This is a genomic window from Microbaculum marinum (assembly GCF_037855135.1).
In the GTDB taxonomy this organism is placed as follows: domain Bacteria; phylum Pseudomonadota; class Alphaproteobacteria; order Rhizobiales; family Tepidamorphaceae; genus Microbaculum; species Microbaculum marinum.
Genome location: NZ_JAZHOF010000007.1, coordinates 110,908 through 132,282, shown reverse-complemented (window position 1 = coordinate 132,282; position 21,375 = coordinate 110,908). Strand labels below are relative to the sequence as shown.

The following is a 21,375-nucleotide window of genomic DNA, read 5'->3' as shown; positions in this document are numbered from 1 at the left end:
CTCGGCAAGACGCGCGAAAGACCAGATCTCAGGCCCGCAAGACCGTGAACGTTCCATCATCCACTCGCACCCGCCAGTTTTCCCCCTCGCTTCTGGAGAGGGCCGGCCGGGTCACACTGGTACACATGCCGGACGGCTTCGACGCCGTGGTGGCCACGGATATCGCGCGTGCACGGGCGGCAGCGCCCGACGCTTCTCCTGTCGCGCTGGTGTTCGTTGCGCGCGACGCCCAGCGGCTGGCCGCGTTCATCGGTGCCGCGCAGTTCTTCGCGCCGGACATCGAGGTTCTTTCGTTTCCCGCCTGGGACTGCCTGCCCTACGACCGCGTCTCGCCCAATGGCGAGGTGGTGGCCCAGCGCCTGGCGACACTGTCGCGGCTTGCCGGCGGCGGGGACGGCATGCCGATCGTCGCGACCACGATCAATGCGATTACCCAGCGGGTCCCCCCGCGCGACTGGATAGCGGAGGCGTCCTGGTCGATCCGTCCTGGCAACCGGATCGACATGGAAGCGCTGGTGGATTGGCTGGTCCGCGATGGGTTCGAACGGACGGGCACGGTTCGTGAAACCGGCGAGTTCGCCGTGCGTGGCGGCATCCTCGACCTTTTCCCACCGGGGAGGGAGGCGCCGGTGCGCCTCGACTTCTTCGGCGACACGCTGGAGTCGATCCGCAGCTTCGATGCGGAGACGCAGCGGACGATTTCCCAGGAACGCGGCCTCTCGCTGATCCCGATGAGCGAGTTCAGCCTCGACGACGCCGCTATCCGCAGGTTCCGTACCGAATATGTCGGCCGCTTCGGAGTGCCCTCGACCGACGATCCCCTCTACGCCGCCATCAGCGAGGGACGACGACACCAGGGGATGGAACACTGGCTACCTCTGTTCCACGAGCACCTCGACACGCTGTTCGACTATGTCGGCCATGCCCCCGTCATGCTCGACGCGCTCATCGAGGAAGCGCGCGGCGAACGGATGGACCACATCACCGACTACCATGCTGCCCGCGTCGAGGCGCTGGAAAGGCCGGACGGCGAGTCGGCGCCCTACAAGCCGTTGGATCCCGGTGCGCTGTACCTCGTCGACAGCGACTGGAACGCGTTGCTGGAAGCCCGTCCGGTCGCAGCGCTCACCCCCTTTGACGTTCCCGAAACCGAGGCGACGGGACCGGTCTTCGATCTCGGCGCCCGGGAAGGGCGCAGTTTCGCGCCGGAGCGCCAGGACGCTGCCGACAGCCTCTTCGACGCAGTGGCCAGGCACGCGGCGAAACTCGCCGCCGGCGACCGGCGCGTCATCGTCGCCTCGTGGAGCGAGGGCTCGCGCGACCGGATGGGCGACATGCTCGCCGACCACGGCCTCGAAAACCTGGAAACCGGAGAAGACTGGCCGCAGATCCAGGCTCTGCCCAAGGGCAAGGTGGCGCTGACCGTGCTGGGCCTCGAACGAGGGTTCGAGGCGCCGTCCTTCGTCGTCATCGGCGAGCAGGACATCCTCGGGGACCGGTTCGTCCGGCCGAAGCGCAAGAGCCGCCGCGCCGCCGATTTTCTTACCGAACTGACCAGCCTGTCTCCCAACGACTATGTCGTTCACGTCGATCACGGCATCGGCCGGTTCGTCGGCCTCAAGACGATAACTGCGGCCGGCGCGCCGCACGACTGTCTTGAATTGCATTATCACGGCGGCGACAAGCTGTTCCTGCCGGTCGAGAACATCGAGCTCCTGTCGCGCTACGGCTCCGAGGACGCGGGCGCCCAGCTCGACCGTCTCGGCGGCCACGGCTGGCAGGCGCGCAAGGCGAAGCTCAAGGATCGCCTGCGCGAGATGGCCGGCGCGCTGATCCGCATCGCCGCGGCACGCGCCATGCGCCCCGCGCCGGTGATGACGCCGCCGGAAGGCGCGTTCGAGGAGTTCTGCGCCCGCTTTCCCTACGAGGAGACCGAGGACCAGCAGGCGGCGATCGCGGCGGTGCTCGACGACCTCGCAAGCGGCACGCCCATGGACCGCCTGATCTGCGGCGACGTCGGCTTCGGCAAGACCGAGGTGGCGATGCGCGCGGCCTTCGTCGCAGCGATGAGCGGTCGCCAGGTGGCGCTCGTCGTGCCGACCACGTTGCTTGCGCGGCAGCACTACAAGACCTTCGTCGACCGCTTCCGTGGTCTCCCGGTCCGCATTGCGCAGGCCTCGCGGCTGGTATCGAGCAAGGAACTGGCCCAGACCAAGGCCGGCCTGAAATCCGGCGACATCGATATCGTCATCGGCACGCACGCTCTGCTGGGCAAGACGGTCGCCTTCCGGGACCTTGCCCTGCTAATCGTCGACGAGGAGCAGCACTTCGGCGTCGCCCACAAGGAGCGCCTCAAGGATCTGCGCGCCGAGGTCCATGTCCTGACCCTGACAGCGACGCCGATCCCGCGCACGCTGCAACTCGCGCTGACCGGCATTCGCGAACTCTCGCTGATCGCCACGCCGCCGGTCGACCGCCTGGCGGTGCGCACCTTCGTGACGCCGTTCGATCCCGTCGTGCTCCGCGAGGCGATCCTGCGCGAGCACTATCGCGGCGGCCAGACATTCTTCGTCTGCCCCCGGATTTCCGACATCGAGGAGACCGCCGCCTTCCTGCGCGAGTCCGTACCCGAGGTGAAGGTTGCTGTCGCGCACGGCCAGATGCCGGCGACGCAGCTCGAAGACATCATGAGCGCGTTCTACGAGGGCCGCTACGATGTCCTTCTGTCGACGGCCATCGTCGAATCCGGGCTCGACGTGCCGACGGCGAACACGCTGATCGTGTACCGCGCCGACATGTTCGGGCTCTCCCAGCTCTACCAGCTGCGCGGCCGGGTGGGGCGGTCGAAACTGCGGGCCTATTCCTATTTTTCTGTGCCGCCTAAGAGAAAGCTGACGATCGGTGCGGAGAAGCGCCTCAAGGTGTTGCAATCGCTGGATACTCTGGGCGCGGGCTTCATGCTGGCGAGCCACGACCTCGACCTGCGCGGGGCCGGCAACCTGCTCGGCGAGGAGCAGTCCGGCCACATCAAGGAAGTCGGCTACGAACTGTATCAGTCGATGCTCGAGGAAGCCGTTGCCAGCCTGAAGGACGGCGCCGAGCCCGAGGACGGTCAGTGGTCGCCGCAGATCACTCTGGGCACCGCCGTGCTGATCCCCGACTACTACGTCGCCGACCTGGAACTCCGTCTGGGATTGTATCGCCGGCTGTCTCAGCTGACCGACGAACTGGAGCTCGAGGCCTTCGCGGCCGAGCTCGGCGACCGGTTCGGTCGGCTGCCGGTCGAAGCCGAGCAGTTGCTGGAGGTGGTCCGCGTCAAGATCCTGTGCCGCGAGGCCGGCATCGAACGCCTGGACGCCGGGCCGAAGGGGCTCGTCATCGCCCTGCGCGGCAACAGGTTCGCCAATCCCCAGGGACTGGTCGGCTTCGTGGCCGAGGAGGGCCATCGCGCCAAGATCCGGTCCGATCACACCATCGTGCTGATGCGCGACTGGGCAACGCCGGAGGACCGGCTGCGCGGCACGACGACGATTCTGCGCCGCATCGCCGCCCTCGTCGAGACGACGGACACGGCCGCCTGACCGGGACAGGGACTTCGGGGTTTAGGTCGGTGCGTCTGCGTCTTCCGGCTGGCGCGCCTCCGCCAGGGCCCTGTCGAACGCCTCGGCCAGGAACTCCGGCGATTGCGCCCCCATCACGCCGAAGCTGTTCAGGAAGATGAAGCAAGGCACCCCGGTCACGCCGATCTTCTGGGCCGTGCGGATCTCGCGCTCGACCAGTTCGACGTCGGCGTCGCCGGCGATCAGCTCGGCGATGAGATCGGCGTCCATGCCCTGTTCACGTGCGATCTCCACCAGCGCCTCAGGGCTCTCGACGTCACCGCCTTCCAGGAAGTACCGCTGGAACAGGCGCTCGACGACGGCGTCCTGACGATCGGCGGTCGCCGCCCAGCGGATCAGCCGGTGCGAATTGATGGTGTTCGGCGTCCGCGCGATTTTCTCGAAGGCGAAGGGAATGTCTTCCTCGGCGCCGGCCGCCCGGATGTTCGCGTAGATCTGCTGGGCCCGCTCCGGGCCGCCGAACTTGCGCTCCAGGTACTCCTTGCGGTCCACACCGCCCGAGGGGATCGTCGCGTCGAGCTGGTAGGGGCGCCAGCGCACGTCCACCCGTATGTCGGGCCGCAGCGCCATCGCCTTTTCCAGGCGGCGCTTGCCGATATAGCACCAGGGGCAGATCGTGTCGGAGATCACGTCTAGCTGGATCGGCTGGGACATGCTGTCCTCCGTCTTGTGGCACGTTGCCCGGGCCCGGACCATCAGCGGCGGAGAGGGCGGTTCCCGGGTAACTTGTGCGCGCGGTTGTAGGCGGCAAGACGGCATCGCGCAAATCACGCCGCCGGCACCTCCGGACAGAGCGGCGGCGGCCGGACGTCCGCATTGACCTGGATCAGCGCGCCGCCGGTTCCGCCTGTTCGGCGGCACCCGCGGGTTGTTCCGCCCCTTTGCTCCACAGGGTATCGATCTCGAAGCCGTAGAGCGACGTCGTCTCCGGGCGCCCGATCCGCGCCCAGCGGGCGACCCACTGGCCGGGCAGGTGATAGAGCGGCACGACGTAGATCCCCGACATCAGCAGCCGGTCGAGCGCCCGCACGGCGTTGATGAAGTCGGCATTCTCGTCCGCCGCCAGCAGCGCTTCGATCATCGCGTCGATCCCCGGGTTGTCCGCCCCCATGTAGTTGCGGGTGCCGTCGGTGCGTGCCGCCTCGCTGCCCCAGTAGAACTTCTGCTCGTTGCCCGGCGACAGCGAGGAGAACCAGAAATACGGCATCATGTCGAAGTCGTATGTTTGCCGCCGCCGCTCGAACTGGGCGCTGTCGACCTGGCGCACCGACGCCCTGATTCCCGCCCGCTGCAGGAACCGGACATAGGACAGCGCGAGCCTCTCCTGGTCCGGCGTCCCGACCAGAATCTCGAATGTCAGCGGCTTGCCGCTGGCCTTGTCGGTCATGACGCCGTTGACGAGCCCGTACCCGGCAGCGTCGAGCAGCTCGATGGCGCGGCGCAGCGAGGCGCGGTCGCGGCCGGAACCATCCGATTGCGGCACCGCATAGGTGCCGTCCATCACGTCCGGCCTGACGAGGTCCGCCCACGGCGCCAGCAGCTCGCGCTCCTGCGCGCTCGCCGGCCGGCCATGCGAGGACAGCACCGATTCGCCGAAATAGCTCTGCGTGCGCTCGTAGAGGTCGCGATACAGCGTCTTGTTGATCCAGGCCCCGTCGAACAGGATCACCAGCGCCTCGCGGACCCGGATATCCGAGAAGACCGGCCTGCGGGTGTTGAAGACGAGCGCCGACATGCCGCGCGGCACGCCGGAATCGACTTCCTCGAGAATGACCTCTCCGGCATTGGCGGCGGGAAAGTTGTACTCGGTCGCCCACCGTGTCGGGTCCTCTTCCACCCGCACGTCGACCAGCCCTTTCTTGAAGGCCTCGAACAACGCGTTGTCGTTGCGATAGTACTCGAACTTGATCGTGTCGAAGTTGTAGCGTCCCCGGTTCACCGGCAGATCGCGCCCCCAATAGTCCGGATTGCGGCGGTAGGTGATGCTCTTGCCGATCTCCACCCGGTCGGCGACATACGGTCCGCTCCCCAGCGGACGCCGGCTGCCGTCGTGCTGGAAGTCGTCGGCGTCATAGTGGTGCGGCGAGACGATCGGCATCAGGCCCATGATGAGAGGCATTTCCCGGTCCGCCGGCTGCTTGAACGTGAAGCGCACCGATCGGTCGTCCAGCAGTTCGGCCTTCTCCACCTGATTGTAGTAGGTCCGGTAGTTCGGCCGTCCCTTGGTCCTCAACAGCTCCCAGGAGAACAGCACGTGTTCGGGCAGGACCGGCGTTCCGTCCGAATAGGTCGCCCGCGGGTTTATCCGGAACGTCACCGAGCTGCGGTCGTCGGGAACGTCGACCGACTCCGCCAGCAGGCCGTAGAGCGTGAAAGGTTCGTCCAGGCCTCGGGTCATGAGGGATTCGAAGACGTATTCCCTGAGGCCCTTCGCCGCGACCCCCTGGACGATGAACGGGTTCAGGCTGTCGAACGAGCCGACGACGCCCAGGGTCAGGGCGCCGCCCTTCGGCGCATCCGGGTTCACATACGGGAAGTGCGGTACGTCGGGTCCGAACTTCGGCTCGCCGTGCATCGCGATCGCATGCGACGGTTCGGCCGCCCCCGGCATCGCTGTCATCGCAGCCGCGGCGGTCAGAAGTGCGGCGGAAATGACCGCCCGCTTGCAGTGGCGGACGATGCGTCGGCAGATCATGCGCGTATCGGTCGGTCCGTATTCGAATCGTGGAGCGGCACACTATCACACGTCGGTTCGGTCGGACCGCGGCAACGCCGCAAACATTCTGCATCCGGCTGGAAATCTGCTTCAATCCGCGCTATGCGGTGGCAGCGGCGTCACGGCGACGTAATGCCATGACATGCTGTCGCCGCAATTCACCGCGAGCTAGCGCCCCAAGTTTCGCCGCGCCTGCGTCATGTAAGAGCAGCGGATCGTGTCGCGCCGCGAGGGATATCGAGAGGATTTCAAGGAGCACCTATGTTGCCCGAGACCACCAATCTGAAGCGTCGCAAGTCCCGCCTGATGAGCGTCATCGCGGCCGGCGCGATGGCGCTGTCCTATATGGCCGCTCCGGCCGCTGCGCAGGACACCAACACACAGGCGCCGGCCCCGGCGCCGACCGGCCAGATGCCGACCGGCGATCCGAAGCTCGGCAGCTGGATCAAGCTGTGCGCTCCCGACCAAGCCAACGAGGGCAAGGATGTCTGCCTCGTCACCCAGGAAGTGCGCACCGATACGGGCGAATTCCTCGCTTCCCTGTCGGTTCAGGAGACCCTGAATGCCGACGGCAAGCGCGTCGTCCGCGCCGCGGTTCCTCTCGGCACCCTCATCCAGCCGGGCATCCGCGTGCAGATCGACGAAGGCAAGCAGGTCGCCGGCAAGTACGTCATCTGCCTGCCCAACGCCTGCTATGCCGAAATGGAAATCGATGACAGCTTCGTCGACGGCATGAAGAAGGGCACCAATCTCGTCGTGCTGGTGATCAACAATCAGGGCAAGGCGGTCGGGATCGGACTGACCCTGATCGGCTTCACGAAGGCCTGGGAAGGTGAGCCGGTGCCGATGGAGGAGCTCGCACAGCAGCGCCAGAAGCTCCAGGAAGAGCTCCAGAAGCGCGCCGAGGAAGCCCGCAAGAAGCTCCTCGACGGACAACAGGGCGGCGAGCAGCCGGCCGCCGGTCAGAGCCAGTCGCAATAGTACGGCCCCACCTGGTCAAAACGAAAAGCGCGCCCCGAAGGCGCGCTTTTTTTTATCACCTTTTTCCGCCTGATTCCCGTCACCCCGTACGGGGTGCCCGGCATGCCATTCGTCGACCGGCTAGTGGCAGCGCTCTTCGCGGCTCTGATAAACGCCGTCCTCGATCCGGTCGAAGATTTCGGCGACCTGCGGATGGCGTACCGGCTCACCGGACTCGTCCGGCAGCAGGTTCTGTTCGGACACGTAGGCTATGTACTCGGTCTCGCTGTTCTCGGCGAACAGATGATAGAACGGCTGGTCCCTTTTGGGCCGCACGTCCTCGGGGATCGCCTCCCACCACTCCTCGGTGTTCGAGAAGGTCGGATCGACGTCGAAGACCACGCCGCGGAACGGATAGATCCGGTGGCGGACGACCTGGCCGATCTGGTACTTGGCTGTTCTCGATATCATCGTTTTCTTCGCGTCTTCCCGGGCCCGGCGGTCGTCGTCGCCGGTATCGTCCGTCTACATATTCGCCGCAAAATTGTCGGCTTCGCCCATATGCCTGTCAAGGGAGGGGCTCACAAGTCATAACGTGAGGCAAGATCGGGATCTTTTCGGGCGACCAGGCGGGCGAGGTCGACGATGACCTTGGCCTGTTTCCATGTCGCATCGTCCTGCATCTTGCCGTCGATCATGACGGCGCCGGTGCCGTCGGGCATCGCATCGAGGATCCGCACCGCCATTTTCACTTCCTCCGGATCGGGGCTGAAGACCCTCTTGGCGATGTCGATCTGGTTCGGATGCAACGACCACGCCCCGGCGCAGCCCATCAGGAAGGCATTGCGGAACTGCTGCTCGCAGGCATCGGCGTCGGAAAAGTCCCCGAAGGGGCCGTAGAACGCCTTGATGCCGTTCGCCGCGCACGCGTCCACCATCCGCGCGATCGTGTAGTGCCAGAGATCCTGCTGGACCGCTGTCCGCACCGTGCCCTCGGCGGGGTCGGGGAGGACCGCGTAGCCCGGATGACCGCCGCCGACGCGGGTCGTCTTCATGGCGCGGGACGCGGCGAGATCGGCCGGCCCCAGACTCATTCCGTGCATGCGCGGGCTCGCCGAAGCGATGGCCTCGACATTGTTTACTCCCTCGGCCGTCTCGAGGATCGCGTGGATCAGGATCGGCTTCGTCAGGCCGTGCCGCGCCTCCAGCTGGGCCAGAAGCTGATCGAGATAGTGGATGTCCCAGACGCCTTCGACCTTGGGCAGCATGATGACATCGAGCTTGTCGCCGACCGCCTCGACGATCTGGACCACGTCATCGAGCATCCAGGGACTGTTAAGGGCGTTGATGCGCGTCCACAGGCCGGTGTCCCCGAAGTCGTTGGCGCGCGCCAGTTCGATAAAGCCCGACCGCGCCGCCTCCTTGGACTCCGCGGGGATCGCGTCTTCCAGGTTTCCCAGCAGGATGTCGACCTGACTGATCAGGTCCGGCACCTTCGCCCGGACCTTTTCCAGGTGCGGCGGCACGAAATGGATCATGCGCTCGGCTTTGACCGGCAGTTCGCGAAGCGGCTCGGGTGCGCCGATCGCGAGAGGACGGTAATGGTTGCGCGGTAGTTTCATTCGTATCCTTCCTGCTGGACCGGCCGCCAAGATGTAGCGCGGCGCACCGCAATGCAACCGGGACCTTCGCAATGCAGCAATTCACCGTATACGTTAATCTCGTTGACCGGCCGGAGGCATTGGCGTTAGGCGGACACGCAGGTGGCCCGATCCGCTGCGGGGAAGTCGCGTCTTGACCCAGGTGCTCTCGCTGGCATTGCCGTTCTTCGGCCTGATCTTCCTCGGATTCCTTGGCGGAAAGATCGTCAAACTGCCCGCCGAAGGGCTCGGGTGGCTCAATATATTCATCGTCTATTTCGCCCTGCCGGCGCTGTTCTTCCAGCTCCTGTCGGAGACCCCGTTCGAGCAGCTTGCGCAGTGGTCGTTCGTATTGACCACGACGTTTTCGACCTACTGCATATTCTCGCTGGCATTTCTGATCGGCTACCTCGTGACGAGGGGAAATGTTCAGGAATCGACGATCCAGGCGCTGGTCGGCAGTTACTCGAATATCGGATACATGGGGCCGGGACTGACCCTTGCGGCACTTGGGCCCGCCGCGACAGTCCCTACGGCGCTGATCTTCTGCTTCGACAACACGATGCTGTTCACTCTGGTTCCGTTGTTGATGGCGCTCGGGCGCCGCGACCACGTCAGCGGATTGTCGATGGCGCTGGGAATAGCGCGCCGGGTGCTGCTCCATCCGTTCATCCTGGCGACGATCGCCGGTGTGCTCGCTGCATATTTCCGTTTCGAGCCTCCGCAGGCGATCGACCGGATACTCACCTATCTGAGTTCGGCGGCGGCGCCCTGCGCACTGTTCGCGATGGGAGTGACGGTGGCCCTGCGGCCGGTCACGCGGATCCCCTGGGAACTGCCTTTCCTGGCGTTCTGCAAGCTGGTCCTGCACCCCGCCCTGGTGCTGGTGCTGCTGAGCTTCATGGGCAATTTCGAACCGGTCTGGGTCGCGACCGCGGTGCTCATGTCGGCGCTGCCGCCGGCGCTCAATGTCTTCGTCCTGGCACAGCAATATCAGGTCTATGTGGAACGCGCCTCGAGCAGTATCCTGTTGGGCACCATCATCTCGGTATTTACCCTGACGACCGTGCTTTACCTCGTTTCCAACGATATGCTGCCGACAGATCTTTTCCCGTAAGGTCCGGCGGGGGATTGGCTCGACACGTCACAACGGGCAACGGAGAAAAATCGGTGCAGCCCCTTTCCGGCATCAAGGTCCTCGATTTCACGACGCTGCTGCCGGGTCCGCTCGCCGGCCTCGTGCTCAGCGAGGCGGGCGCCGAGGTGACAAAGGTCGAACGCCCGGAAGGCGAGGAAATCCGGAAGTACCTGCCGCGATGGGGCGCCGAGTCGATTCAGTTCAACCTCCTCAACAGCGGCAAGAAGAGCATCACCGCCGACCTCAAATCGGACGCCGACCGCGACCGCATCAAAAGCCTGATCGCCGGAACGGACATCCTGATCGAACAGTTCCGTCCCGGTGTGATGGCCCGGTTCGGCCTGGGCTACGACGCGGTGAAGCAGATCAGGCCCGACATCGTCTATTGCTCGATCACCGGCTATGGCCAGTTCGGACCCAAGGCGGCAATCGCGGGCCACGACCTGAACTACATTTCGGAGACGGGCCTGCTGTCGCTGTCCTTCGGCAACGCGGACAGGACCGTCGTGCCGCCCGCCCTGATCGCCGACATCGGCGGCGGCACCATGCCGGCGGTGATCAACATCCTGCTGGCGCTGCTTCGCCGCAACGCCTCGGGCGAGGGCGCCTACATCGATATTGCCATGTCGGACGCCATGTTCACCTATGCGTGGTGGGCGTTCGGTCTCGGCAAGGCGCTGGGCGAGTGGCCTGGCAACGGCGACCACATGCTGAGCGGGGGATCGCCGCGCTACCAGATCTTCCCGACCCGGGACGGCCGGTTCGTCGCCGTCGCCGCCCTCGAGCAGAAATTCTGGGACAACCTCTGCGAACTCGTGGGCCTCGAGGAGCGCCTGCGCGACGACCAGGCCGATCCGGCCGCGACCATCGGCGCGCTCAGGGCGATCATCGGCAACCGTACGGCGGAGGAATGGCGGGCGGTGTTCGAGGGCAAGGACTGTGCGGCCAATGTCGTGCGGACCCTCGAGGAAGCCTCCACCGATCCACATTTCATCGAGCGCGGCCTCTTCGACTATTCGATCGAGAACGACGCGGGAGCCCGGGCGCCCGCGCTGGTCGTTCCGGTCGCCCCGCAGTTCCGTTCGGACAAATCGACACCGCGCCGCGCGCCCGGTCTGGGCACCGGCAACGGTCCTGACCCGGCCGCGTCAGGTTCCTCGCAGGAGCGCTGACTCCTGCCGGCGCATCAGCCGCGGCAGCCGATAGCCCGGAGAGACGCCTTCGCGCATGGCGATGCGGCGCAGCGGCCCGATCGAGCCGAGCGCCGACAGGCCGGCGGCCCGCATCATCTGGGCGGGCAGGAGATCGGCCAGCAGCGTCCGGTTGAGCAGGTCGATCGCTCCGGCGCGGGAGACGACGTCGATCCGGCGGGCCCGGTCGTAGTCGCCGCAGCAGCGCTTGCCGCCGGGATCTTCCCCGGCATGCACGGCGTCGGCGGCGATCTCGGCGATCGATGCGGCGTCGCGCAGCCCGAGGTTCAGCCCCTGCGCACCGATCGGCGGCACCACGTGGCCGGCCTCGCCGACCAGTGCGACGCGTTTGGCGGCGAAGCGCCGCGCCACCAGTCCCGACAGCGGGTAGAGCCCGCGCGGCCCGGTGATGCGCACCTTGCCGAGGATCCGGTGCGACAGCCGCATGATCTCCTCGGCCAGCGCCTCGTCGTCGAAGGTCGACAGGGCATCGGCCATCTTCGGCGTTTCCACCCAGACGAGGCTCGAGCGGTTGCCCGGCAGCGGCACCAGCGTGAAGGGGCCGCTCGGCCGGTGGAACTCGGTCGACACATTGCCGTGCGGCCGCTCGTGCTCGAGATCCAGCACGATCGCCGCCTGGTCGTACGACCAGTCGTCGACGCCGATCCCTGCGGCTGCCCGGCACATCGAATTGCGCCCGTCCGCCGCCACGAGCAGCGGTGCCGACACACTCTCCCCGGTCGTGAGCGTGACGGTCGCCGCATCCTCGTCCAGGTCGACATGCCCGATCGACGCCGCGATCGTCCGCGCCCCCGCGGTCTCGCCGATCCGCTGCCGCAGCGCGGCGACGAGCTCGGCATTGGGAATGTTCCAGCCGAAGGCGGGTTCGCCGATCTCGCCGGCCGCGAACTCGACGCTCGGCGACCGGAACAGCCGGCCCGTGTCGTCGATGATCCGCATGCGTTCCAGCGGTGCGGAGGCATGGCCGCAGATCCCCCAGACGCCGAGCTCTTCGAGCATCGTGACCGAGGCCACCATCAGGGCCGACGTGCGCCGGTCCTGCGAGGGATCTCGCGCCGGATCGACCACGGTGACGGAGAGGCCGGCATGGGCGAGCGCCAGCCCGGCGGAGAGCCCGGCGGGCCCGCCGCCGGCAACGATGACATCGCTCGAAGTGTGGGTCGCCATTCGGATTCCTCTTCGTCCTCAGCACATAGCGCGCCGGCCCGTCCGCGTCACGGCGCGCGTTGCCGCTGCCGCTCCGGCCGGTAACTCTGGCGATCATCAATCATTGCATTCCACGCGGCGCCATGATTGAGGTTTGATCAATTCCAACAGCCAGACCCGGCGAGGAACGAGCGTTGACGGCCGATTCCGGCAATCTGCGGCATTTGACGGGCCCGGCGGCCGCGCTGGCGGCCGCCAGCGCCAACCCGCGCCGCATCGCCTGGATCGTGCTTGCCTCGATGGTCGTCGTCGCCTGGCTCTACCTCGCCGTCCTGTCGACGGCGGCCGGCCTCGGCGGCACCTTCGGCGCGCTCGGTCCGGGCATGTCGGTCCTCGACCGGCTGCTGTCGCTGTCGGATGCCGGCAGCGCCGCCTTCGCGATACTTGCCTCCAACGGCTGGCTGGCGACGCTGATCGCCGTCTGCGCGACGTCGCCTGCCGACTGGAGCGCCGGCGACGCGGCCCTGCATGCCTCGATGTGGCTGACCATGGGCGTCGCCATGATGCTGCCGACGGCCGCCCCGATGCTGCGCACCTACGCGGAGATCGCCGACACCGCCGCCGCCAAGGGCCGCCGGATCGTCTCGCCGCTGGTGCTGGCCGCCGGCTACCTCACGGTCTGGTCGGCCTTCGCCCTGGCCGCGACCCTGCTGGAATGGACATTCGGCGTGACGGGGGCGTTGTCGGGCAACGGCGCCATGCTGACCGGCGGCCTGGCCGTCGCGGTGCTTCTGGTGGCCGGAATGTACCAGTTCACGCGCCAGAAGGCGGCCTGCCTCGTCAAGTGCGCCCACCCGTTTCCCTTCCTGTTCGCCAACTGGACGGAACACGTCCGCGGCGTCTATGCCATCGGCATCCGGCAGGGACTTTACTGTCTGGCCTGCTGCTGGGCGCTGATGCTGGTGATGTTCGCCGTCGGCGTCATGAACATCGTCTGGATCGCGCTGCTGGCCGCGGTGATGACCGCCGAGAAGCTGATCGGTCGGCGCTGGTTCAGCCATCTCGTCGGTGTCGTGCTGCTGGTCTGGGCGGCGGTTGTGGCACTGGGCCTTCCCGGCGGGATCGTCTAGGCCCGCCGAACGAAAACGAACGAAATGCCTCAAGGAGTGTGACGTGTACGAAAACTGGTCGATCAACGGCGAACTGGCGCTCAGCTGCAACTGCACGGTCTTCTGTCCGTGCGTCCTGTCGCTGGGCCAGCATCCGCCCACCGAGGGCTACTGCCAGACCTGGCTCGGCGTCAGGATCGACGAGGGCAGCTACGGCGACGTCGACCTGTCCGGCCTCAACGTCGCGGTGATCATCGAGATTCCGGGCCTGATGTCGCGCGGCAACTGGACGGCGGCCCTGATCGTCGACGAGAAGGCCGGGATCCAGGCGGTGCGCGCGCTTACCCGGATCTTCTCCGGCCGGGCCAAGGGAACGACCGGGCTGCTGTCGATCCTGGTCGGCCGATTCCTCGGTGTGCAGCAGGCGCCTGTGAGCTATACGGTCGAGGGCAATACGCGTATCGTCAAGGTACCGAAGCTGATAGACGGCGCGATAACGCCGGTACCGGGAAACGGCAAGGGCGGGGAGGTCGTGATCACCAACAGCCAGTACTGGATCGCCCCCGATATCACGGTCTGCAAGTCCGACCGGAGCCGGATGCGCGGTTTCGGCCGGAACTGGGATTTTTCCGGCAGGAGCGCGGAGCTGTGCCGGATAGAATGGCGGGGACCCTGAACCACGCGATGAGCGACGCGGCGAAGCACGAGCAGAGATTGGCGGCAGCAGCGGTCCACACGCTGACCGCGAGCGGCGTCGTCTGGGCCTTCCTGGCGCTGATCGCCGCGGTCCGGGCCGACTGGCCGATGATGTTCGCGTGGCTGGGCGTCGCCCTCATCGTCGACGGCGTCGACGGTCCGCTGGCCCGCAAGGTCGGCATCGCACGGGTGCTGCCGGGCTGGAACGGCGAGATCCTCGATCTCGTCGTCGACTATCTGACCTATGCCTTCATCCCTGCCTACGCGGCCCTGTCGGCCGGACTGTTTCCGGACAATTTCGGCCTCGTCGGCGCGGCCATCATCTGCCTGTCCTCGGCCGGGTTCTTCGCCAAGCGCGACCAGAAGAGCGCCGACAACTATTTCATCGGGTTCCCGGCCGTCTGGAACCTCGTCCTTTTCTACTGGATGGTGTTTGACTCGGGTCCCGAGCTGGTGATGGCCTCGACAGTCGCGCTGGGTCTGCTGACGTTCTTCCCGATCCTGTTCATCCATCCCGTGCGGGTGTCGAGATTCCGCAACATTTCGCTGGCGGTCACGGCGATCTCCTTCGTGCTGGCGCTGATCACCGTGGTCCAGGACCTTGCCCCGCCGGAATGGGTCAGGATCGGCCTTGCCGCCGCGCTCGTCTATCTGCTCGGCGTCAGCCTTTGGCGAACGCTGCTCGGTGCGGCGAAGTAGGCGCCTCTCCGCGGCTGGAAATTTCTCGGACCCGGCGGGCCGCCACTGAACGAAGGGCGGTCTGCTCGCGTTGACTTGCCCGACGCTCCCGCGTCTCCGATATCTGTAGTGCTTCCACCCTGACTTCCCGCTTCGGAGTTGACGATGCTCGACCTTCTCGCCGACCCCAATGCCTGGGCCGCGCTTGCGACGCTGACCGCGATGGAGATCGTCCTCGGGATCGACAACGTGGTGTTCATCTCGATACTCGTCAGCAAGCTTCCCGAGGAACGCGCAAAGATCGCCCGGCAGCTCGGTCTGGCGCTGGCGCTGATCTTCCGCATCGCCTTCCTGTTCACCCTGACCTGGCTGATGGGTCTCACCTCCACCCTGTTCACTGTCCTCGGCGAACCGGTGAACTGGCGGGACATAATCCTGTTTGCGGGGGGACTTTTCCTGCTGGTGAAGGGGACGATGGAGATCCACTCCGGCATCGAGGGTGAAGAGCACAAATCCGGGGCCGCCGCCAACGCCGCATTCGCCATCATCGTCGGTCAGATCATCGTCATCGACCTGGTCTTCTCGGTCGATTCCATCGTCACCGCCATCGGCATGGCCGAGCATATCGAGATCATGGTGGTCGCCGTGGTCATTGCGGTCGCGGTGATGTATCTGGCCTCGGGCCCGGTCAGCGAGTTCATCAAGCATCATCCGACCACGAAGATGCTGGCGCTGTCCTTCCTGCTGCTGATTGGCGTAGCGCTGATCGCCGACGGAATGGGCTTCCATATTCCGCGCGGCTACATCTACTTCGCCATGGCGTTTTCCGCGGGCGTCGAACTGATCAACGTGCTCGCCCGGCTGAATCGGGAGGGGCGCAAACACGCCCCCTGACGTCAAATGTCCGTCTGGGCATCCTCAGTCCGAAATCGGGGGCAGCACCGGCGTCTTCTTCGTGACGCCAAGGGCAAAGCTCGACTCGATCGAGGCGACGCAGCCCAGTCGCGTCAGCTTCGACTTCAGGAAGCGCTCGTATGCGTCCAGGCTTTCGACCGCGACACGCAACAGGTAGTCGCGCGATCCCGTCATCAGGAAGCAGTCGAGCACCTCGTCCCATTTCTGCACGGCGGCGTCGAACTCGGCCAACGCCTCCTCGGACTGGCGGGTGAGCCGGATCGAGGCGAAAACGTTGATCGGCAGGCCGTAGGCCTCCTGGTCGACGATCGCGGTAAAGCCGCGAATGACGCCGTCGTCCTCCAGCTTCTTGAGACGGCGCAGGCAAGGGGAGGGCGATAGCCCCACCTTCTCGGCCAGCGCCTGATTGGTCATGCGGCCGTCGGCCTGCAGTTCCCGGAGTATCTTCCGGTCGATGCGATCGATCATGTTCTGTGGATTTTCCCCGTCGGCACGCAATAATCTGCCAATTATGCACAGCGCGCGAGGCAACTTAGCAATTTACCGCCGAAGCGCATCTACAATATTCGCTCAGGTCTGCAATATGTGCCCGGGAGACGATGAACCGCCGCCGGCCACGATCCGGACGGCCCGGGAGACGCTGAGATGAAGAGCAAGGGCTATCACCACGACCATATCGGTGGGCGGAGGCTGCACGGCGACACGTTGATGTTGAGCTACGGGTTCGATCCCGGACTGTCCGAAGGAGCGATCAAGCCGCCGGTGTTCCTGACCTCGACATTCGCCTATCCGACCGCCGAGGACGGTCGCAGGTTGTTCGACGAGACGTCCGGGCGCAGCGATGCGACCGCGCCGGGTGGACCGGGCCTTCTCTACTCGCGGTTCAACAACCCGAACGTCCAGATCGTCGAGGAACGCCTGTCGGTGCTGGAAGGCGCGGAAACCTGCGCGCTGTTCTCCTCGGGCATGGCGGCGATTTCCACCACGCTGCTGGCGGCGACCCTGCCGGGCGATGTGGTCCTGCACTCCAACCCGCTCTACGGCGGCACCGATGCTCTCATCCGCAATGTCCTGCGACCGCGAGGGGTGGAGTCGGTCGGTTTTCTCGATGGCGTTTCGGAGAGTGCGATACGTGAGGCCGCCGAGGCCGCGATGGCTCTCGGTCGGGTCGCCGTCATATTCGCGGAGACGCCGTCCAACCCGACCAACACGCTGGTCGACATAGCGGCGCTCGGCCGGATTGCAGGCGAGATCGAGGCGGAGCAGGGGCACCGCCCCCTGGTGGTGGTCGACAACACGTTCCTCGGCCCGCTGTTCCAGAAGCCGCTCGAGCTTGGCGCCGACATCGTCGTCTATTCCATTACAAAGTATGTCGCCGGCCACAGCGATCTCGTCGCCGGCGCCGCACTCGGATCGAAATCGGCCATGCAGGCGGTCAAGGTTCTCCGCCCGTTGCTCGGGCCGTCGCTGGATCCCCATTCGGCCTGGATGATCGGCAGATCGCTGGAGACGCTGCACCTGCGCATGGAACGCGCCTTCCAGTCCGCCGAGCGGATCGCCCGTTGGCTCGACGAGCGCCCCGAAGTGACGGGTGTCTGTCATCCGGCCCTGCTGCCGCAGGACGCTCCGGCCCGGGCGGTATACGAGCGCCAGTGCACGGCCGGCGGTGCCACCTTCTCGTTCACCGTCGCCGGCGGCGAACCGGCGGCCTTCGCCACGCTCGACGCGTTCCGGATCATCAAGCAGGCCGTCAGCCTCGGCGGGTCGGAATCGCTCGCCTGCCATCCCGGCACGACCGTCCATTCAAGCCTGTCGAAAACGGAGCGCGAAGCGCTCGGCGTCAGCGGCGGGCTCATCCGGCTGTCGATCGGGCTGGAGCATCCCGACGACCTGATCGCCGACCTTGAACAGGCGCTTGCCGCCGGCGGCGCCACCTAGTCGCGGCGCACGGCTGCCGCCAATCAACAGGCAACAGGGGGCTCACGTGGCCGCATCTCCAGATCTGCGCAAGACCGAAGCACCGGGCGCTTTCGAGCGGCTCGACATAGCCACGCTGGAAATGCTGGAGCGCAAGATCCTCTGGCTGTCCTCGTGGATCATTCACAACGCCAACCACATCCGGACGAATGTCGACGGACTGAAGGTCGGCGGCCACCAGGCATCGTCGGCGTCGCTGTCGACGGTCATGGCGGCGCTGTTCTTCAGGGTGCTCCGGCCGCAGGATCGGGTCGCGGTGAAGCCGCACGCGAGCCCCGCCTTCCATGCGATCCAGTACCTCTTCGGCAACCAGACGGTGGAGAAGCTGCAGGACTTCCGCGGCTTCGGCGGAGCCCAGTCCTACCCCTCCCGTACCAAGGACGCCGACGACGTCGACTTCTCCACCGGTTCGGTCGGACTGGGCGTCGCTGTGACCGCCTTTGCTAGCCTCGCGCAGGACTATGTGCGTGCCCGCGGCTGGATGAAGGATTGGCCCGAAGGGCGGATGGTTGCATTGCTCGGCGACGCCGAACTCGACGAAGGCAACATCTTCGAGTGCCTGCTCGAAGGCTGGAAGCACGATCTCAGGAATTGCTGGTGGGTCATCGACTACAACCGGCAGAGCCTCGATTCCGTCGTCTCAGACGCCCTGTTCCAGAAGCACGCCGACGTGTTCCGGGCGCTGGGCTGGGAGGTCGTGACGATCAAATACGGCAAGCTCCTGGAGGAGGCGTTCGCCAGGCCCGGCGGCAACGCCCTGCGGCGCTGGATCGACGAGTGCCCGAACGCGCTCTACTCGGCGCTGGTCTTTCAAGGCGGTTCCGCGTTCCGCAACCAGGTCGAGGCGGACCTGTCCGACGAGCCCGATGCCCTGACGATCGTCGAGTCTCTCGACGACGACGCCCTGCACAGACTGATGACCAATCTCGGCGGCCATTGCATGGAGAGTGTCGTCGAGGCCTTCGAAACCGCGCCCGACGGCAAGCCTGTCTGCTTCATTGCCTACACCATCAAGGGCCACGGCCTGCCGTTCCAGGGTCACAAGGACAACCATGCCGGCCTGATGACTCGCGAGCAGATGGACGTTTTCCGCAAGGCCAACGACATCGCTCCCGGCGACGAGTGGGAGCGCACCGCCGGCCTCGGCATCGGGGAGGGCGAACTGGAGGATCTGCTCGCTGCCGTCCCGTTCAATGCGAAGGGCCCGCGCCGCCTCCACGCCGAGCAAATCGATGTGCCGGCGCTCCCGGAAATTTCCATACGCGGCGCGATGTCCACGCAGGAAGGCTTCGGCAAGATCCTCGATGCGATCGCCAGGACGAAGACCGAGCTTGCCGATCGCATCGTCACGACCTCGCCGGACGTCACCGTCTCCACCAACCTCGGGCCCTGGGTGAACCGGCGTGCGATCTTCGCGCGCGAGCCGCGGGCCGACGTCTTCCAGGAACGCAAGCTCATGTCCGCCCAGCGCTGGGACATGAGTCCGACCGGCCAGCACATCGAGCTCGGCATCGCCGAGAACAACCTGTTCCTCAACCTCGGCGCGCTCGGGCTGACGCACACCCTGTTCGGCGAGCGCCTGCTGCCGATCGGCACCCTCTACGATCCTTTCATCGCGCGCGGCCTCGATGCCCTGAACTACGCCTGCTACCAGGACGCCCGCTTCATCCTTGCGGCCACCCCGTCGGGCATCTCGCTGGCGCCCGAGGGCGGCGCCCATCAATCGATCGGCTCGCCGCTGATCGGCATGGCCCAGGACGGGCTTGCCTATTTCGAGCCGGCCTATGTCGACGAACTCGCCGTCATCATGGAATGGGCCTTCGAGTACATCCAGCGCGAGGCGAAGGCGGGCAAGGGCGACTGGCTGCACGAGCGCGAGGGCGGATCGGTCTATCTGCGCCTGTCGACCCGGCCGATCGATCAGCCGCTGCGCGAGATGGACGAGGGGCTGCGCGAGGGGATCATCCAGGGCGGCTACTGGATGCGGGAGCCGGCCGTGGGCGCGCAGTTGGCGATCGCCTATACCGGCACCGTCGCTCCCGAGGCCCAGTCGGCGCTCGGCCAGCTTCTCGAGCTCTCGCCCGGCGCCGGGCTGATGGCGATCACCTCCGCGGATCGCCTGAACGCCGGCTGGCAGGCCGCTCGGAAGGCTCGCCAGATCGGTGCGGCCGCCAAGACCTCGCATGTCGAAACGCTGCTGGCGCCGCTGTCGCGCGACGCCCGCATCGTGACCGTCCTCGACGGACATCCCGCAACGCTTGCCTGGATCGGCTCCGTGCGGGGCCACCGCGTCGAGGCGCTGGGGGTCGAGCATTTCGGCCAGACAGGAACGATTCCGGACCTGTACCGCCAGTACCGGATAGACCAGGCAGCCATCGTCGAGGCCGGCCTGTCGACACTTCCGAAAGGGCGTCGACGCTGATACGGTGCCGGCCGAAAAATCCGAACAGGGGAGACAGGTCATGGTGAAGGCGATCAGGGTCGACGACTGGGGCGGTCCGGAGGTGCTCAAGTGGGTCGACGTCGATCAGCCGGAGCCGGGGCCGGGCGAGGCGCTGATCCGCCACAGGGCGGTCGGGCTGAACTTCATCGACGTCTACTTCCGCACCGGGCTCTACAAGACGCCCAGCATGCCGTTCATCCCGGGCAACGAGGGCTCCGGCGACGTGATCGCGGTCGGTGACGGCGTCACCGATCTCGCCCCCGGCGACCGCGTCGCCTATGCGGCGACCCCCGGCTCCTATTCCGAGGAGCGCGTCATCGCCGCCGACCGGCTGGTCAAGATCCCCGACGGCATCAGCTACGAGACCGCCGCGGCGATGATGCTGAAGGGCATGACCGCCCAGTACCTGCTGCGCCGTACCTACAAGGTGCAGCCCGGCGACACGATCCTGTTCCATGCCGCCGCCGGCGGCGTCGGGCTGATCGCCTGCCAGTGGGCGAAGCACCTCGGCGCCACGGTGATCGGTACCGTGGGGTCGGAGGAGAAGGCTGAGCTCGCCCGGGCCCATGGCGCCACCCACACGATCAACTACCGGACCGAGGACTTCGTGGCCCGGACCCGCGAGCTGACCGGCGGCGAGGGCGTGCCGGTGGTCTACGATTCGGTCGGCAAGGACACCTATCCCGGCTCGCTCGACTGCCTCAGGCCGCTCGGAGTGTGGGCGCTGTTCGGCCAGTCCTCCGGCGTCGTCCCCCCGATGGACCTCGGCATCCTCAGCCAGAAGGGCTCGCTCTACGTCACCCGGCCCACGCTGTTCACCTACGTCGCCAGGCGCGACGATCTCGTGGCGACCGCCAACGAGCTGTTCGACGTGGTGAAATCCGGCGCCGTGACGATCGAGATCAACCAGACCTATCCGCTCGAGAACGCCGAGCAGGCGCACCGCGATCTGGAAGGCCGCAAGACCACCGGCGCGACGATCATGACACTCTAGCAGGCTGCCCGGCGGCGCCCGGTTGCGCCGCCGTTTCGCCGTGGTCGAACTTTCGACACCTTTGCTGCGTTGTCTCATTGCTGCCGGCAGGCGGAGCCGTGTCGGTACGCCGCGTCGTGGCGTGCCGGACGG

General features: G+C 66.3%; 17 protein-coding genes. 11 read left to right on the top strand and 6 right to left on the bottom strand.

Annotated features, from left to right (window positions below):
• Positions 1-125 precede the first annotated feature (125 nt).
• On the top strand, positions 126-3,581 hold the full coding sequence (gene mfd / locus V3328_RS17320; protein WP_340331184.1) for a transcription-repair coupling factor: 3,456 nt from the start codon (positions 126-128) through the stop codon (positions 3,579-3,581).
• Positions 3,582-3,602: 21 nt separating this feature from the next.
• On the opposite strand, the gene V3328_RS17315 is transcribed toward mfd, so the two are convergent.
• Complete coding sequence (locus V3328_RS17315) at positions 3,603-4,274, bottom strand: DsbA family oxidoreductase (RefSeq protein WP_340330956.1); 672 nt, start codon at positions 4,272-4,274, stop codon at positions 3,603-3,605.
• Positions 4,275-4,446: 172 nt separating this feature from the next.
• The gene (locus V3328_RS17310; protein ID WP_340330955.1) at positions 4,447-6,315 is read right to left on the bottom strand and encodes an extracellular solute-binding protein; all 1,869 of its coding nucleotides are present in this window, start codon (positions 6,313-6,315) and stop codon (positions 4,447-4,449) included.
• Between the two features lie 282 nt (positions 6,316-6,597).
• Between V3328_RS17310 and V3328_RS17305 the strand changes: the two genes are divergently transcribed.
• Entirely contained in the window at positions 6,598-7,317 is a 720-nt protein-coding gene (locus V3328_RS17305) for an invasion associated locus B family protein (protein WP_340330954.1), read from the top strand.
• Between the two features lie 120 nt (positions 7,318-7,437).
• Here the strand turns inward: V3328_RS17305 and hspQ are convergent, their stop codons facing one another.
• Together hspQ and V3328_RS17295 are read right to left on the bottom strand one after the other, a co-directional pair.
• On the bottom strand, positions 7,438-7,767 hold the full coding sequence (gene hspQ / locus V3328_RS17300) for a heat shock protein HspQ (protein WP_340330953.1): 330 nt from the start codon (positions 7,765-7,767) through the stop codon (positions 7,438-7,440).
• A 110-nt stretch (positions 7,768-7,877) separates the two neighbouring features.
• Positions 7,878-8,918: an HpcH/HpaI aldolase/citrate lyase family protein gene (locus V3328_RS17295; RefSeq protein WP_340330952.1), complete on the bottom strand. Its 1,041-nt coding sequence runs from the start codon at positions 8,916-8,918 to the stop codon at positions 7,878-7,880.
• A gap of 172 nt (positions 8,919-9,090) precedes the next feature.
• On the opposite strand from V3328_RS17295, the gene V3328_RS17290 reads away from it, so the two are divergent.
• Both V3328_RS17290 and V3328_RS17285 read left to right on the top strand, forming a co-directional pair.
• On the top strand, positions 9,091-10,053 hold the full coding sequence (locus tag V3328_RS17290) for an AEC family transporter (RefSeq protein WP_340330951.1): 963 nt from the start codon (positions 9,091-9,093) through the stop codon (positions 10,051-10,053).
• Positions 10,054-10,106: 53 nt separating this feature from the next.
• Positions 10,107-11,246 (top strand): CaiB/BaiF CoA transferase family protein, encoded by a 1,140-nt coding sequence (locus tag V3328_RS17285; protein ID WP_340330950.1) that lies wholly within the window; start codon positions 10,107-10,109, stop codon positions 11,244-11,246.
• Here V3328_RS17285 and V3328_RS17280 read toward each other — a convergent pair.
• On the bottom strand, positions 11,223-12,452 hold the full coding sequence (locus tag V3328_RS17280; protein ID WP_340330949.1) for a UbiH/UbiF family hydroxylase: 1,230 nt from the start codon (positions 12,450-12,452) through the stop codon (positions 11,223-11,225). The genes V3328_RS17285 and V3328_RS17280 overlap by 24 nt on opposite strands.
• A gap of 173 nt (positions 12,453-12,625) precedes the next feature.
• On the opposite strand from V3328_RS17280, the gene V3328_RS17275 reads away from it, so the two are divergent.
• The 4 genes from V3328_RS17275 to V3328_RS17260 all read left to right on the top strand — a co-directional run bounded on the left by V3328_RS17275 (position 12,626) and on the right by V3328_RS17260 (position 15,808).
• Positions 12,626-13,561 (top strand): DUF2182 domain-containing protein, encoded by a 936-nt coding sequence (locus V3328_RS17275; protein WP_340330948.1) that lies wholly within the window; start codon positions 12,626-12,628, stop codon positions 13,559-13,561.
• 43 nt (positions 13,562-13,604) lie between these two features.
• Entirely contained in the window at positions 13,605-14,216 is a 612-nt protein-coding gene (locus tag V3328_RS17270) for a DUF1326 domain-containing protein (RefSeq protein WP_340330947.1), read from the top strand.
• Positions 14,201-14,935: a CDP-alcohol phosphatidyltransferase family protein gene (locus tag V3328_RS17265; protein WP_340330946.1), complete on the top strand. Its 735-nt coding sequence runs from the start codon at positions 14,201-14,203 to the stop codon at positions 14,933-14,935. The genes V3328_RS17270 and V3328_RS17265 overlap by 16 nt, the downstream gene beginning before the upstream one ends.
• Before the next feature lie 144 nt (positions 14,936-15,079).
• Positions 15,080-15,808: a TerC family protein gene (locus V3328_RS17260; protein ID WP_340330945.1), complete on the top strand. Its 729-nt coding sequence runs from the start codon at positions 15,080-15,082 to the stop codon at positions 15,806-15,808.
• Between the two features lie 24 nt (positions 15,809-15,832).
• On the opposite strand, the gene V3328_RS17255 is transcribed toward V3328_RS17260, so the two are convergent.
• Entirely contained in the window at positions 15,833-16,297 is a 465-nt protein-coding gene (locus tag V3328_RS17255) for an Lrp/AsnC family transcriptional regulator (RefSeq protein ID WP_340330944.1), read from the bottom strand.
• Between the two features lie 177 nt (positions 16,298-16,474).
• Between V3328_RS17255 and V3328_RS17250 the strand changes: the two genes are divergently transcribed.
• The 3 genes from V3328_RS17250 to V3328_RS17240 all read left to right on the top strand — a co-directional run bounded on the left by V3328_RS17250 (position 16,475) and on the right by V3328_RS17240 (position 21,243).
• Positions 16,475-17,767 carry a cystathionine gamma-synthase family protein gene (locus V3328_RS17250; RefSeq protein WP_340330943.1) on the top strand — a complete coding sequence of 431 codons (1,293 nt, stop codon included), beginning with the start codon at positions 16,475-16,477 and terminating at the stop codon, positions 17,765-17,767.
• A 121-nt stretch (positions 17,768-17,888) separates the two neighbouring features.
• Positions 17,889-20,228: a transketolase gene (locus tag V3328_RS17245; RefSeq protein ID WP_340331183.1), complete on the top strand. Its 2,340-nt coding sequence runs from the start codon at positions 17,889-17,891 to the stop codon at positions 20,226-20,228.
• A gap of 40 nt (positions 20,229-20,268) precedes the next feature.
• Positions 20,269-21,243, top strand: coding sequence for a quinone oxidoreductase family protein (locus V3328_RS17240; protein ID WP_340330942.1), 975 nt, complete (start codon positions 20,269-20,271; stop codon positions 21,241-21,243).
• Positions 21,244-21,375: the final 132 nt, after the last annotated feature.